Origin of the sequence: Citrobacter sp. Cpo100 (assembly GCF_030332595.1) — a bacterium.
GTDB classification, from domain to species: Bacteria; Pseudomonadota; Gammaproteobacteria; order Enterobacterales; family Enterobacteriaceae; genus Citrobacter; species Citrobacter portucalensis.
Window position 1 is genome coordinate 157,131 of record NZ_JAOWHM010000033.1, and the last position, 15,319, is coordinate 172,449.

Below are 15,319 nucleotides of genomic sequence, written 5' to 3' on the forward strand. Positions count from 1 at the left end.
AGCCATGCCGATTCAGGTTCTACCGCCACAGCTGGCGAACCAGATTGCCGCAGGCGAGGTGGTAGAACGGCCTGCGTCAGTGGTGAAAGAGCTGGTGGAAAACAGCATCGATGCCGGTGCGACGCGTATTGATATCGATATTGAACGCGGCGGCGCGAAGCTTATCCGTATTCGTGACAACGGCTGCGGGATTAAAAAAGACGAGCTGGCGTTGGCGTTGGCGCGTCATGCCACCAGTAAAATAGCCTCGCTTGACGATCTTGAAGCCATCGTAAGCCTCGGATTTCGCGGCGAAGCGCTGGCCAGTATCAGCTCCGTGTCTCGCTTAACCCTGACGTCGCGTACGCAAGAACAACCCGAAGCCTGGCAGGCGTATGCCGAAGGGCGTGACATGGATGTCACAGTTAAACCCGCTGCGCATCCGGTGGGAACCACGCTGGAGGTGCTAGATCTGTTCTACAACACCCCGGCGCGGCGCAAATTTATGCGCACCGAGAAAACCGAATTTAATCATATCGACGAGATTATTCGCCGCATTGCGCTGGCACGTTTTGATGTGACGATAAATTTGTCGCACAACGGCAAAGTGGTGCGACAGTACCGGGCAGTGGCCGCGGATGGGCAGAAAGAGCGCCGACTGGGCGCGATTTGCGGCACGCCGTTTCTGGAACATGCGCTGGCGATCGAATGGCAGCATGGCGATTTAACATTGCGCGGCTGGGTGGCCGATCCTAACCACACAACGGCAGCACTGGCAGAAATCCAGTACTGCTACGTGAATGGTCGGATGATGCGCGACCGGCTGATCAACCATGCTATCCGCCAGGCCTGTGAAGATAAGCTGGGAGCCGATCAACAGCCCGCATTTGTGCTGTATCTGGAAATCGATCCGCATCAAGTGGATGTCAACGTACACCCAGCTAAACATGAGGTCCGTTTCCATCAATCCCGCCTGGTGCACGATTTTATTTACCAGGGCGTGTTGAGCGTCCTGCAACAGCAGCTTGAAACGCCGCTGCCGTTGGCTGATGACGACGAACCCGCTCCAAGGCACATCCCGGAAAACCGCGTTGCTGCTGGACGCAACCATTTTGCCGAGCCGGCTCCCGCGCGTGAACCTGCGACACCGCGGTACTCAGCATCCGCTGGCACTGGAAGTGGCAATAGTGGTGGCGGTGGCCGTCAGGCGGGAGCCAGTTGGCCTCATGCTCAACCCGGATACCAAAAGCAGCAGGGCGAAATTTATCAGCAACTGATGCAGACGCCTGCTCCAACGCGTAAAACGCCGGTCTCTGAAACGCCATCGACGCCTCTGACTGGCAACAGTCAGGGCTTTGGCCGGGTGCTAACGATTGTTGGTGCAGACTGCGCGTTACTCGAGTGTGATGGCCATATTCGGTTGTTGGCATTACCGGTGGCTGAGCGTTGGTTGCGTCAGGCGCAGTTAACGCCGGGTCAGGGAGCGGTTTGTGCTCAACCGTTACTGATCCCTTTACGTCTAAAAGTGACCGCCGATGAAAAAGTGGCACTGCAAAAAGGACAGAGCCAACTGGCTGAGTTGGGCATTGAATTTCAGCTGGATGCGCAGCATGTGACCATCCGGGCGGTGCCTTTACCCTTACGCCAACAAAATTTACAAATCTTGATTCCTGAACTGATAGGCTACCTGGCGCAGCAATCCGTATTCGAGCCGGGCAATATTGCACAGTGGATCGCACGTAACCTGATGAGCGAGCATCCACAGTGGAGCATGGCACAGGCGATTACGCTGTTAGCGGATGTTGAGCGGCTCTGCCCACAACTCGTGAAGGCACCGCCGGGTGGTCTGTTACAACCTGTTGATTTACATTCGGTAATGAATGCCCTGAAACATGAGTGATACCCGTAAGGCGAGCCTGCCAAAGGCGATTTTTTTGATGGGGCCAACGGCCTCCGGTAAAACGGCATTAGCAATTGAATTGCGTAAAGTTTTGCCCATAGAGTTGATAAGCGTTGATTCCGCCCTTATTTACAAGGGGATGGATATCGGTACAGCCAAACCTGATGCAGCTGAATTACGGGCCGCACCGCACCGATTGCTGGATATCCGCGATCCATCGCAGGCGTACTCCGCTGCGGATTTTCGTCGCGATGCGTTAGCCGAAATGGCCGACATCACCGCCACGGGCCGTATCCCGTTGCTGGTGGGCGGCACAATGTTATATTTCAAAGCCTTGCTTGAAGGACTGTCGCCGTTACCGTCGGCGGACCCGGTAGTCAGGGCCAGAATTGAGCAGCAGGCGGCAGAGCAGGGTTGGGACGCGTTACACCGACAGCTTCAGGACATCGATCCCGTGGCAGCGGCGCGTATTCATCCAAATGATCCGCAAAGACTTTCCCGGGCACTGGAAGTTTTTTTCATTTCGGGTAAAACTTTAACGGAGCTGACGCAAACGTCAGGAGATGCTTTGCCGTATCAGGTGCATCAGTTTGCAATCGCCCCGGCGAGCCGTGAACTGCTCCATCAGCGAATTGAGCAGCGTTTTCATCAGATGTTAGCTTCAGGTTTTGAAGCAGAAGTCCGGGCGCTTTTTGCCCGTGGAGATTTGCATACGGATTTGCCTTCCATTCGTTGTGTAGGGTATCGCCAGATGTGGTCATACATTGAAGGTGAAATTTCATACGATGAAATGGTTTATAGAGGTGTTTGCGCCACGAGGCAGTTGGCGAAGCGACAGGTAACCTGGTTGCGTGGTTGGGAAGGGGTGCACTGGCTTGACAGTGAAAAGCCTGACCAGGCGCGAAACGAAGTATTACAGGTTGTTGGTGCTATCGCGAACTGAATGTGTACAATTGAAACGTATCGTGCGCAATTTTTCAGAATCGAAAGGTTCAAAGTACAAATAAGCATATAAGGAAAAGAGAGAATGGCTAAGGGGCAATCTTTACAAGATCCGTTCCTGAACGCACTGCGTCGGGAACGTGTTCCAGTTTCTATTTATTTGGTGAATGGTATTAAGCTGCAAGGTCAAATCGAGTCTTTTGATCAGTTCGTGATCCTGTTGAAAAACACGGTCAGCCAGATGGTTTATAAGCACGCGATTTCTACTGTTGTCCCGTCTCGTCCGGTTTCTCATCACAGCAATAATGCCACCGGCGGCACAGGCAGCAACTACCATCACGGTAGCAACGCGCAAGGTTCATCTGCGCAACAGGACAGCGAAGAAACCGAATAAGGTTATTAGCTGTTTTACATACGGGGAGCCAGCGATCCTGTGTTCCCCGTTGATTTATATTAAGGGGTTGACGCTTGTTTGACCGTTATGATGCCGGTGAGCAGGCGGTACTGGTACACATCTATTTTTCGCAAGGCAAAGATATGGAAGACCTCCAGGAGTTTGAATCTCTGGTTTCTTCCGCCGGTGTCGAAGCAATGCAGGTGATTACCGGGAGCCGTAAAGCACCGCACCCGAAGTATTTTGTTGGTGAAGGTAAGGCAATCGAAATTGCCGAAGCCGTAAAAGCGACTGGCGCTGCGGTGGTGATTTTTGATCATGCTCTAAGCCCTGCCCAGGAACGTAACCTGGAACAGTTGTGCCAGTGTCTTGTTATCGACAGGACTGGTCTCATTTTAGATATTTTTGCCCAGCGTGCGCGAACCCATGAGGGTAAGTTGCAGGTTGAGCTGGCGCAGTTGCGCCATATGGCTACGCGTCTGGTCCGTGGCTGGACTCACCTTGAACGGCAAAAGGGCGGGATTGGTTTGCGCGGTCCGGGTGAAACCCAGCTCGAAACCGACCGTCGTTTGCTGCGTAATCGCATTTTGCAGATACAGTCGCGCCTGGAAAAAGTTGAAAAGCAACGTGAGCAGGGGCGACAGTCGCGCAAGAAAGCGGATGTCCCAACCGTATCACTGGTGGGATATACCAACGCCGGAAAATCCACCCTGTTCAACCAGATCACCGAAGCCCAGGTCTACGCAGCGGATCAGCTGTTTGCGACCCTGGACCCGACGCTACGCAGAATAGACGTGGCGGACGTGGGTGAGACCGTGCTGGCGGATACCGTTGGGTTTATCCGTCATTTGCCGCACGACCTGGTGGCGGCGTTTAAGGCCACCTTGCAGGAAACACGTCAGGCGACATTGCTACTGCACGTTATTGATGCAGCAGATTTTCGTGTGCAGGAAAACATTGAGGCCGTCGATACGGTGCTCGAAGAGATCGATGCGCATGAGATCCCGACCCTGCTGGTGATGAATAAAATCGATATGTTGGATGACTTTGAGCCGCGTATCGACAGAGATGAAGAGAATAAACCCATTCGCGTTTGGGTATCAGCGCAAACGGGGATTGGTATACCACAACTTTTTCAGGCTTTGACTGAGCGACTTTCCGGTGAGGTGGCGCAGCATACGTTGCGTTTGCCGCCGCAGGAAGGGCGTTTGAGAAGCCGGTTTTATCAACTTCAGGCAATAGAAAAAGAGTGGATGGAGGAGGACGGCAGCGTAGGTCTGCAGGTTCGTATGCCGATCGTAGACTGGCGTCGCCTCTGTAAACAAGAACCGGCACTGGAAGACTATGTTGTCTGATCTGACGGATATGGCCTGAAGATTTTTTCGCCTCTATACCTTGTGGATTTTGTGCGGCAGGAAGGCGGCAAGTCCTGAAATCTCCAGGAGCATAGTCAACTATGTGACTGGCGTTGAGGGACGCAGCCAACGCAACGGCAGCGCAAAAGACGCAGGTATAGCATCGCATAACAAATATGGAGCACAAAAATGGCGTGGAATCAGCCCGGTAATAACGGACAAGACCGCGACCCCTGGGGAAGCAGCAAACCTGGCGGCAACCCTGAGGGAAATGGAAACAAAGGTGGTCGCGAGCAGGGACCTCCCGATCTGGACGATATCTTCCGCAAACTGAGTAAAAAGCTCGGTGGTCTGGGTGGCGGTAAAGGTACTGGCTCTGGCGGCGGTAGTTCATCGCAAGGCCCGCGTCCGCAACTGGGCGGTCGAGTCTTTACTATCGCAGCGGCCGCTATCGTCATTATCTGGGCGGCCAGCGGTTTCTATACCATTAAAGAAGCGGAACGCGGCGTGGTGACACGCTTCGGTAAATTCAGCCATTTGGTTGAACCGGGTCTGAACTGGAAACCGACCTTTGTCGACGAAGTGACACCGGTCAACGTTGAAGCCGTGCGTGAACTTGCCGCATCCGGCGTCATGCTGACCTCTGACGAAAACGTCGTGCGCGTCGAAATGAACGTACAGTACCGCGTGACCGATCCGCAGCGTTACCTGTTTAGCGTAACCAGCGCGGATGACAGTCTGCGTCAGGCTACCGACAGTGCCCTGCGTGGGGTTATCGGTAAATACACCATGGACCGTATCCTGACCGAAGGTCGTACCGTTATTCGTAGCGATACCCAACGTGAACTGGAAGAAACGATCCGTCCGTACAACATGGGTATCACCCTGCTGGACGTCAACTTCCAGGCTGCACGTCCGCCGGAAGAAGTAAAAGCCGCGTTTGACGATGCTATCGCAGCACGTGAAAACGAACAGCAGTACATCCGTGAAGCGGAAGCGTACACCAACGAAGTTCAGCCGCGTGCAAACGGTCAGGCGCAGCGTATTCTGGAAGAAGCGCGTGCGTATAAGACTCAGACAATCCTGGAAGCGCAGGGTGAAGTGGCTCGCTTCGCAAAAATTCTGCCGGAATATAAAGCCGCACCGCAAATTACCCGCGAGCGTCTGTATATCGAAACCATGGAAAAAGTGTTGAGCAATACCCGCAAAGTCCTGGTTAACGATAAAGGCAGCAATTTGATGGTTCTGCCGCTGGATCAAATGCTGAAAGGTGGTAGTGCGCCAGCAGCAAAGACTGACAGCAGTTCAAACCTGCTGCGTCTGCCGCCAGCAACGACTTCCAGCACTGGAGCAAGCAACACATCGTCCACCAGTCAGGGCGATATTATGGACCAACGCCGCGCGAATGCGCAGCGTAACGACTACCAGCGTCAGGGGGAATAACGATGCGTAAGTCAGTTATTGCGATTATCATCATCGTTCTGGTAGTTCTGTTCATGTCTGTCTTTGTGGTCAAAGAAGGCGAGCGCGGTATTACTCTGCGCTTTGGTAAAGTTCTGCGTGACGATGAAAACAAGCCGCTGGTCGTAGCACCTGGCCTGCACTTCAAGATTCCGTTTATTGAATCTGTGAAGATGCTGGATGCGCGTATTCAGACCATGGACAACCAGGCCGATCGCTTTGTTACCAAAGAGAAGAAAGACCTGATCGTTGACTCCTACATCAAGTGGCGCATCAGTGACTTTAGCCGTTACTACCTGGCAACGGGCGGTGGCGATGTTTCTCAGGCGGAAGTCCTGCTGAAACGTAAATTCTCTGACCGTCTGCGTTCTGAAATTGGTCGTCTGGACGTGAAGGACATCGTTACCGATTCCCGCGGTCGTTTGACCCTGGAAGTTCGTGACGCGCTGAACTCCGGTTCTGCTGGCACAGAAGATGAAGTGGCGACTCCGGCAGCAGATAGCGCGATTGCCGAAGCGGCTGAACGTGTTCAGGCTGAAACGAACGGTAAAGTACCGGTCATCAACCCGAACAGTATGGCGGCATTGGGCATCGAAGTGGTTGACGTGCGTATTAAGCAAATCAACCTGCCTGCTGAAGTGTCCGAGGCTATCTACAACCGTATGCGCGCTGAGCGTGAAGCGGTAGCGCGTCGCCATCGTTCACAAGGCCAGGAAGAGGCGGAAAAACTGCGTGCAACGGCTGACTATGAAGTCACTAAAACGCTGGCAGAATCTGAGCGTCAGGGTCGTATTATGCGCGGTGAAGGCGATGCAGAAGCCGCTAAGCTGTTTGCCGATGCGTTCAGTCAGGATCCGGACTTCTACGCCTTCATCCGTAGCCTGCGTGCTTACGAGAAGAGCTTTGAAGGGAATCAGGACGTAATGGTCATGAGCCCGGACAGCGATTTCTTCCGCTACATGAAGACACCAAATACCGCGACACGCTAATCGCGTTCCAGCGGTTTTAAAGCAGCAAAACCACCGGCATCTCCAGGGATGCGGTGGTTTTCTTTTTATATAAGGGCGATGGATGAATTCAACAATTTTGCTGGCGCTCGCGCTGGTTTTGGTGCTGGAAGGGCTGGGGCCGATGCTTTATCCCAGCGCATGGAAGAAAATGATCTCTGCAATGGCGCAACTTCCCGAAAATATTTTGCGTCGTTTTGGTGGAGGTCTTGTGGTTGCGGGCGTTGTGGTCTACTACATGTTGAGGAAAACGATTGGCTGAACAATAAGTAGACTAATTTGCGGATTTTCGCATGCAAAAAGTGCTGTATATCTGAAAAAGCGGTGGTAGAATCCATTTTTAAGCAAACGGTGATTTTGAAAAATGGGTAACAACGTCGTCGTACTGGGCACCCAATGGGGTGACGAAGGTAAAGGGAAGATCGTCGATCTTCTGACTGAACGGGCTAAATATGTTGTGCGCTACCAGGGTGGTCACAACGCAGGCCATACTCTCGTAATCAACGGTGAAAAAACCGTCCTCCATCTTATTCCATCAGGCATTCTTCGCGAAAACGTAATCAGCATCATCGGTAACGGTGTTGTTCTGTCTCCGTCCGCGCTGATGAAAGAAATGAAAGGACTGGAAGATCGTGGTATCCCGGTTCGCGAGCGCCTGCTGCTGTCTGAAGCTTGTCCGCTGATCCTTGATTATCACGTTGCGTTGGATAACGCTCGTGAGAAAGCGCGTGGCGAGAAAGCGATCGGTACTACCGGTCGTGGTATCGGTCCGGCTTATGAAGACAAAGTAGCTCGTCGCGGTCTGCGTGTTGGCGATCTGTTTGATAAAGCAACTTTCGCTGAAAAACTGAAAGAAGTGATGGAATATCACAACTTCCAGCTGGTGAATTTCTATAAAGTTGAAGCCGTTGACTACCAGAAAGTACTGGATGATGTGATGGCTATCGCCGACATCCTGACCTCAATGGTTGTTGATGTTTCCGATCTGCTGGACCAGGCGCGTAAGCGTGGCGATTTCGTCATGTTTGAAGGTGCGCAGGGTACGCTGCTGGATATCGACCACGGTACCTATCCGTACGTAACGTCCTCCAACACCACCGCAGGTGGCGTGGCAACCGGCTCCGGCCTGGGCCCACGTTATGTGGACTACGTTCTGGGTATCATCAAAGCTTACTCTACTCGTGTAGGTGCGGGTCCGTTCCCGACAGAGCTGTTTGATGACGTTGGCGAGTTCCTGTGCAAACAAGGTAACGAGTATGGCGCGACCACCGGTCGTCGTCGTCGTACCGGTTGGCTGGACTCCGTTGCTGTACGCCGTGCAGTACAGATTAACTCCCTGTCTGGCTTCTGCCTGACCAAACTGGACGTACTGGACGGTTTGAAAGAGGTGAAAATCTGTGTTGCTTACCGTATGCCGGATGGCCGCGAAGTAACGACTACTCCGCTGGCAGCTGACGACTGGAAAGGTATCGAGCCGATTTACGAAACCATGCCGGGTTGGTCTGAATCCACCTTCGGCGTGAAGGAACGTAGCGGTCTGCCGCAGGCAGCGCTGAACTACATCAAGCGTATTGAAGAACTGACCGGTGTGCCGATTGATATTATCTCAACTGGCCCAGACCGTACTGAAACCATGATCCTGCGCGACCCGTTCGACGCATAATTCTGGTTATAGCGTAGCGTCAAACGGCGCTGCGCTTGCACTAATTTAGGCCGGATAAGGTGCTTTGCATCAGAATCCGGCTTAAAATCACGTAAGTTCCTCGCTTTTTTCCTTCCCGAACTGAAATAAATTAGCGACCTGGCTGGTGGCTGGTTTATCATCAATGTAATTAATACTACCAGGTTTATCCGTTTTATCCCTTTTCCTGAGGTTGATGTGCAGTTAACAAGTTTCACCGATTACGGATTACGTGCGCTAATCTACATGGCGTCACTTCCCGAAGGACGTATGACCAGTATTTCTGAGGTGACAGAAGTCTACGGCGTGTCCCGTAATCATATGGTCAAAATAATCAATCAACTTAGCCGGGCGGGCTTTGTTACTGCTATTCGAGGAAAAAATGGCGGTATCCGCTTGGGTAAACCCGCTAAGGATATTGGTATTGGTGATGTGGTTCGCGAGCTGGAACCCTTATCGTTGGTCAACTGTAGCAGCGAGTTTTGCCACATTACCCCGGCCTGTCGACTCAAACAGGCGCTTTCTAAAGCAGTGCAAAGTTTTCTCACGGAACTGGACAACTACACACTTGCTGATTTGGTTGAAAAGAATCAACCGCTTTATAAATTATTGCTGGTGGAGTAACGACTCCCGCCAGCAGCGATGATGACGGAGGAACCGACATGTCACAAGATCCTTTCCAGGAACGCGAAGCAGAAAAATACGCGAATCCTATCCCGAGCCGGGAATTTATCCTCGAACATTTAACTAAACGTGAAAAGCCGGCCAACCGCGATGAGCTGGCCGCTGAACTCAATATTGAAGGTGAAGAGCAGCAAGAAGCGCTGCGTCGTCGCCTGCGCGCGATGGAGCGTGACGGACAACTGGTCTTCACCCGTCGTCAGTGCTATGCGCTGCCGGAGCGTCTCGACCTGCTGAAAGGTACCGTTATTGGCCACCGTGATGGCTACGGCTTTCTGCGCGTTGAAGGCCGCAAAGATGACCTGTATCTGTCCAGCGAGCAGATGAAAACCTGCATTCATGGCGATCAGGTGCTGGCGCAGCCGTTGGGCGCGGACCGTAAAGGTCGCCGCGAAGCGCGAATTGTGCGCGTACTGGTGCCGAAAACCAGCCAGATTGTCGGTCGCTACTTCACCGACGCTGGTGTTGGGTTTGTCGTCCCAGACGACAGCCGCCTGAGCTTCGATATTCTGATCCCGCCGGAAGAGGTAATGGGCGCTCGTATGGGCTTTGTGGTCGTCGTTGAACTGACCCAGCGTCCGACTCGCCGCACCAAAGCGGTGGGCAAAATTGTTGAAGTGCTGGGCGATAACATGGGAACCAGCATGGCCGTGGATATGGCCCTGCGTACTCATGAAATCCCATATATCTGGCCTCAGGCGGTTGAGAAACAGGTCGCCGGGCTGAAAGAAGAAGTGCCGGAAGAGGCGAAAGTAGGACGTGTCGATCTGCGCGATCTGCCGCTGGTGACTATCGATGGCGAAGATGCGCGCGACTTCGACGATGCGGTTTATTGCGAGAAGAAACGCGGCGGTGGTTGGCGTTTATGGGTGGCGATTGCTGACGTAAGCTATTACGTTCGCCCGCCGACTCCGCTGGACCAGGAAGCGCGTAGCCGTGGCACATCCGTTTACTTCCCGTCGCAGGTAGTTCCGATGCTGCCGGAAGTGCTGTCTAACGGATTGTGTTCACTCAATCCGCAGGTGGACAGGTTGTGTATGGTCTGTGAAATGACCATTTCGTCGAAAGGCCGTTTAACCGGCTTTAAATTCTACGAAGCGGTCATGAGTTCCCACGCACGTCTGACCTACACCAAGGTCTGGCACATGCTGCAGGGCGACCAGGAGCTGCGTGAGCAGTACGCACCGCTGGTTAAACACATTGAAGAGTTGCATAACCTCTACAAAGTGCTGGATAAAGCCCGTGAAGAGCGTGGCGGTATCTCGTTTGAAAGTGAAGAGGCGAAGTTTATCTTCAATGCTGAACGCCGTATTGAGCGTATCGAGCAGACGCAGCGTAACGACGCACACAAGCTGATTGAAGAGTGCATGATCATGGCGAACATCTCAGCGGCGCGATTCGTTGAGAAAGCCAAAGAGCCAGCGCTGTTCCGTATTCACGATAAGCCGACGACCGAAGCGATTAACTCGTTCCGTTCCGTCCTGGCAGAGCTGGGGCTGGAGCTACCTGGTGGCAACAAACCTGAGCCGCGTGATTACGCTGAACTGCTGGAGTCGATTGCTGACCGTCCTGACGCAGAAATGCTGCAAACCATGCTGCTGCGTTCGATGAAGCAGGCGATTTACGATCCGGAAAACCGTGGCCACTTTGGCCTGGCGCTGCAATCTTATGCACACTTTACTTCACCGATCCGTCGTTACCCGGATCTCTCCTTGCACCGGGCGATTAAGTATCTGCTGGCGCAGGAGCAGGGCCATAAGGGCAACACCACGGAAACCGGTGGCTACCATTATTCGATGGAAGAGATGCTGCAACTGGGTCAGCACTGTTCGATGGCCGAGCGCCGTGCTGATGAAGCCACGCGCGATGTCTCTGACTGGCTGAAGTGCGACTTCATGCTGGACCAGGTGGGTAATGTCTTCAAAGGCGTGATTGCCAGCGTGACCGGATTTGGTTTCTTTGTCCGTCTCGATGAACTGTTTATCGATGGTCTGGTGCATGTCTCCTCTCTGGATAACGACTACTATCGTTTCGACCAGGTTGGGCAGCGCCTGACGGGGGAATCCAGCGGCCAGATGTATCGCCTGGGCGATCGCGTGGAAGTTCGCGTGGAAGCAGTCAACATGGACGAGCGTAAGATCGACTTCAGCTTGATCTCCAGCGAACGTGCGCCGCGTAATGAAGGTAAAACCGCGCGCGAAAAAGCCAAAAAAGGCGATGCGGGTAAAAATACCGGTAAACGTCGTCAGATGGGCAAAAAGGTGAATTTCGAGCCGGACAGCGCTTTCCGCGGCGAGAAGAAAGGCAGAGCCAAACCTCAGGCGGATAAGAATGCGGCTGAGAAGAAAGGTGATAAAAAAGCGAAAAAGCCTTCGGCAAAAACGCTTAAAATTGCTGCCGCCACTAAAGCTAAACGTGCGGCGAAAAAGAAAGTCGCACAATAACAGCCATAGACTGTAAGTCGGGCAACCTTCGCGTTGCCCGGCGTTACGCATAAACTATTAACGAGTACATTCATGAGTGAAATGATTTACGGCATCCATGCGGTGCAGGCCCTGCTGGAACGTGCGCCTGAGCGCTTCCAGGACGTCTTTATTCTCAAAGGTCGTGAAGATAAACGCCTGCTGCCGCTGATCCACGCACTGGAAGCACAGGGTGTTGTCATTCAACTGGCTAACCGTCAGTTTCTGGATGAGAAAAGCGAGGGTGCGGTACATCAGGGGATTATTGCTCGCGTGAAGCCGGGCCGTCAGTATCAGGAAAACGATCTGCCGGATCTGATTGCTACGCTCGATCAGCCGTTCTTTTTGATTCTCGATGGCGTCACCGATCCGCATAACCTGGGTGCATGCCTGCGTAGCGCTGATGCTGCTGGCGTACATGCTGTAATCGTACCGAAGGATCGTTCCGCACAGTTGAATGCGACGGCGAAAAAAGTGGCCTGTGGTGCGGCAGAAAGCGTACCGCTGATCCGCGTGACCAACCTGGCGCGCACCATGCGTATGCTGCAGGAAGAGAATATCTGGATCGTCGGAACCGCAGGTGAAGCCGACCATACTCTCTATCAGAGCAAAATGACCGGTCGTCTGGCGCTGGTGATGGGCGCAGAGGGTGAAGGTATGCGCCGTCTGACCCGTGAACACTGTGACGAACTGATCAGCATCCCGATGGCAGGGAGCGTTTCGTCATTGAACGTTTCAGTTGCGACGGGTATCTGCCTGTTTGAAGCCGTCCGCCAGCGCGGCTAATTCATTCTCTATGTCTCTTAAGCCATCCCTCGGGATGGCTTTTTTGTGACCTGAATCCCAGGCACTCTCTTGTCTGGCTGACCATACTTAAAGCGACGGCCATTGAAGGAGGGAGACACAATGCACTGGCAAACGCATACCGTTTTTAACCAACCTGTACCGCTCAATAACAGTAACTTATATTTGTCCGATGGCGCGCTGTGCGAAGCGGTTATCCGCGAAGGCGCTGGTTGGGACAGCGATCTTCTCGCCAGTATTGGTCAGCAGCTAGGGACTGCCGAGTCGCTCGAACTGGGCCGTCTGGCCAATGCTTTTCCACCTGAACTGTTGCGCTACGACCCGCAGGGGCAGCGGCTGGATGATGTGCGTTTTCATCCTGCCTGGCATTTGCTGATGCAGGGATTATGCGCCAACCGCGTACATAATCTGGCCTGGGAAGAAGATGCGAGGCAGGGAACATTTGTTGCCCGGGCGGCCCGTTTCATGCTGCATGCGCAGGTGGAGGCTGGCACGTTGTGTCCGGTGACCATGACTTTTGCCGCCACGCCGCTGTTACTTCAGATGTTACCCGCCCCCTTTCACGACTGGCTTACGCCGCTGCTAAGCGACCGTTATGACTCGCATTTACTGCCAGGTGGGCAAAAGCGTGGGCTGCTTATCGGCATGGGCATGACTGAGAAACAGGGTGGTTCAGATGTGCTGAGCAATACCACTCAGGCAGAACGTTTTGCTGACGGCTCGTATCGGCTGGTGGGACATAAGTGGTTTTTCTCCGTGCCGCAAAGCGATGCCCATTTAGTGCTGGCCCAGGCTAAGGGGGGATTATCCTGCTTTTTTGTGCCGCGATTTTTACCTGACGGGCAGCGTAATGCTATCCGTCTTGAGAGATTGAAAGATAAGTTAGGCAACCGCTCCAACGCCAGCTGCGAGGTTGAATTCCACGATGCGATTGGCTGGCTATTGGGTGACGAAGGGGAAGGTATACGCCATATCCTGAAAATGGGGGGGATGACGCGTTTTGACTGTGCGCTCGGCAGTCACGGTATGATGCGGCGTGCTTTTTCCGTCGCGATTTACCATGCGCACCAGCGGCAGGTCTTTGGCAAGCCATTGATTGAACAGCCGATGATGCGTCAAGTGTTAGGTCGGATGGCGCTCCAACTGGAAGGTCAAACGGCGTTACTGTTTCGACTGGCGCGGGCCTGGGGCCGCTGTGCTGATGCTAAAGAAGCGCTGTGGGCCAGGTTGTTCACGCCAGCGGCGAAATTCTCCGTTTGCAAAAGCGGTATGCCATTTGTGGCAGAAGCGATGGAAGTGCTGGGTGGGATTGGCTATTGCGAGGAGAGCGAGCTGCCGCGTTTGTATCGTGAAATGCCGGTAAACAGTATCTGGGAAGGCTCTGGCAACATTATGTGCCTTGATGTATTGCGGGTACTGACCAAACAACCCGGCATGTACGATATGCTCAGCGAAGCCTTTGCGGAAGTCAAAGGGCAAGATCGACATTACGATCGAATGGTACGTCAGCTCCAGCAGCGTTTACGTAAACCCAGCGAGGAGATGGGAAGGGAGATTACACAGCAGCTTTTCCTGCTCGGTTGCGGGGCGCAGATGTTGCGTTATTCTTCTCCGCCAGTGGCGCAGGCCTGGTGCCAAATGATGCTTGATACGCGGGGGGGACTACGATTGTCTGAGCAGGTGCTGAACGATTTGCTTCTGCGGGCAACGGGGGGATTACGATAATAATATGCCAGATGGCGACGCTTTCGCGTCTTATCATGTCTACAGTTCACTGTAGGTCAGATAAGTTTACGCCATCCGGCAATGTGTTAAGCATAGAGTATGGCCTGTACGCGCCAGTTGTCGGGCTGCTGATCTTCGTACATTTGAATGATCCGATACCATGAGGCACCTTGTTCATCCGCTTTTAACGCGACTATACGTTCTACATCCTGCGGATTTCCTGCAATGTTACTGACAGATATCTGGCCAATTTCGTTCAGGCCAGTAACACAGTCAGCACTGGCGAATTCGGCAGACTGTGCCGTAGTACCTACCAGTCCGGCAGAAAGCAGCAGTGAGGATAAGGCAAGTGATTGTTTCATCGTCAGCTCCATTATTCGTACCCCTACACACGGCAGGGCATTCCATCGCGATAATAAACCTCAAGCTTCCTGCTGTTGGTTTATTGTGCACAGGTAAACGCATAGGGGCGCAAAGCAATGTAAAGCTGACTAAATTTCAACCCAATGTTATTTACGATACAAAATAGCCTGTGAATACCATTGGCCTGTCACGATGGTTTCATCCACTAATAAAACCACGTAGTAATCAGCTTTAGCCGCGGCGGCTTTGGCACGGATCTCTGCCAGCGCATCATCCGGAGAGCCTCTTACCAGTGCGCTAACCGTCCCTAATCGCTGTAACCCATTACTTTGGTCACGGCGGATCTCCTGCGGGTGGTCGGCAACGGGCGGTGCGGGTTGTGGCGTTCCCTGTAGCACGCTACAGGCGCTTAAAAACATAACCAACAACAAAGAGGCAAACCGACGCATAACTCTATCTCGTTTCCTGATAGCCATAGTGTAGTGCCTTATTAATTTCCCTTTAGGGGAATGTTCCCGAATTGTTATCTCTCACGCGATTTTCGAATGAAAATGTTGCGAAAGCG

The 15,319-nt window shown here is 53.1% G+C and carries 14 protein-coding genes; 12 read left to right on the forward strand and 2 right to left on the reverse strand.

The genetic code is table 11. The annotated features are described in order from the left end of the window. Positions 1–4 precede the first annotated feature (4 nt). From mutL to OGX96_RS11110, 12 genes are all read left to right on the forward strand, one after another. Positions 5–1,879: a DNA mismatch repair endonuclease MutL gene (gene mutL, locus OGX96_RS11055; protein ID WP_198802544.1), complete on the forward strand. Its 1,875-nt coding sequence runs from the start codon at positions 5–7 to the stop codon at positions 1,877–1,879. Beyond that, positions 1,872–2,822: a tRNA (adenosine(37)-N6)-dimethylallyltransferase MiaA gene (gene miaA, locus OGX96_RS11060; protein ID WP_198802546.1), complete on the forward strand. Its 951-nt coding sequence runs from the start codon at positions 1,872–1,874 to the stop codon at positions 2,820–2,822. The genes mutL and miaA overlap by 8 nt, the downstream gene beginning before the upstream one ends. An 84-nt stretch (positions 2,823–2,906) precedes the next feature. Continuing rightward, a complete protein-coding gene (gene hfq, locus OGX96_RS11065; RefSeq protein WP_003025584.1) occupies positions 2,907–3,215 on the forward strand; it encodes an RNA chaperone Hfq in 309 nt (102 codons plus the stop codon). 74 nt (positions 3,216–3,289) lie between these two features. Beyond that, complete coding sequence (gene hflX, locus OGX96_RS11070) at positions 3,290–4,570, forward strand: ribosome rescue GTPase HflX (protein WP_198802554.1); 1,281 nt, start codon at positions 3,290–3,292, stop codon at positions 4,568–4,570. A 189-nt stretch (positions 4,571–4,759) separates the two neighbouring features. Further along, entirely contained in the window at positions 4,760–6,013 is a 1,254-nt protein-coding gene (gene hflK / locus OGX96_RS11075) for an FtsH protease activity modulator HflK (protein ID WP_008786005.1), read from the forward strand. A 2-nt stretch (positions 6,014–6,015) separates the two neighbouring features. Next, positions 6,016–7,020 carry a protease modulator HflC gene (gene hflC, locus OGX96_RS11080; RefSeq protein WP_003830491.1) on the forward strand — a complete coding sequence of 335 codons (1,005 nt, stop codon included), beginning with the start codon at positions 6,016–6,018 and terminating at the stop codon, positions 7,018–7,020. A gap of 82 nt (positions 7,021–7,102) precedes the next feature. After that, complete coding sequence (locus tag OGX96_RS11085) at positions 7,103–7,300, forward strand: DUF2065 domain-containing protein (RefSeq protein ID WP_003025602.1); 198 nt, start codon at positions 7,103–7,105, stop codon at positions 7,298–7,300. 102 nt (positions 7,301–7,402) lie between these two features. Further along, on the forward strand, positions 7,403–8,701 hold the full coding sequence (gene purA / locus OGX96_RS11090; protein ID WP_003025606.1) for an adenylosuccinate synthase: 1,299 nt from the start codon (positions 7,403–7,405) through the stop codon (positions 8,699–8,701). A 216-nt stretch (positions 8,702–8,917) separates the two neighbouring features. Next, on the forward strand, positions 8,918–9,343 hold the full coding sequence (gene nsrR / locus OGX96_RS11095) for a nitric oxide-sensing transcriptional repressor NsrR (protein WP_003830485.1): 426 nt from the start codon (positions 8,918–8,920) through the stop codon (positions 9,341–9,343). A 38-nt stretch (positions 9,344–9,381) separates the two neighbouring features. After that, positions 9,382–11,844: a ribonuclease R gene (rnr, locus tag OGX96_RS11100; protein ID WP_063941659.1), complete on the forward strand. Its 2,463-nt coding sequence runs from the start codon at positions 9,382–9,384 to the stop codon at positions 11,842–11,844. Positions 11,845–11,916: 72 nt separating this feature from the next. Continuing rightward, entirely contained in the window at positions 11,917–12,648 is a 732-nt protein-coding gene (rlmB, locus tag OGX96_RS11105) for a 23S rRNA (guanosine(2251)-2'-O)-methyltransferase RlmB (protein WP_003830482.1), read from the forward strand. Between the two features lie 120 nt (positions 12,649–12,768). Then, on the forward strand, positions 12,769–14,391 hold the full coding sequence (locus tag OGX96_RS11110; RefSeq protein WP_198802558.1) for an isovaleryl-CoA dehydrogenase: 1,623 nt from the start codon (positions 12,769–12,771) through the stop codon (positions 14,389–14,391). An 86-nt stretch (positions 14,392–14,477) separates the two neighbouring features. On the opposite strand, the gene yjfN is transcribed toward OGX96_RS11110, so the two are convergent. Next, positions 14,478–14,753: a DUF1471 family protease activator YjfN gene (gene yjfN / locus OGX96_RS11115; RefSeq protein ID WP_020996263.1), complete on the reverse strand. Its 276-nt coding sequence runs from the start codon at positions 14,751–14,753 to the stop codon at positions 14,478–14,480. Positions 14,754–14,900: 147 nt separating this feature from the next. After that, positions 14,901–15,230, reverse strand: coding sequence for a biofilm peroxide resistance protein BsmA (gene bsmA, locus OGX96_RS11120; protein WP_057066585.1), 330 nt, complete (start codon positions 15,228–15,230; stop codon positions 14,901–14,903). Positions 15,231–15,319: the final 89 nt, after the last annotated feature.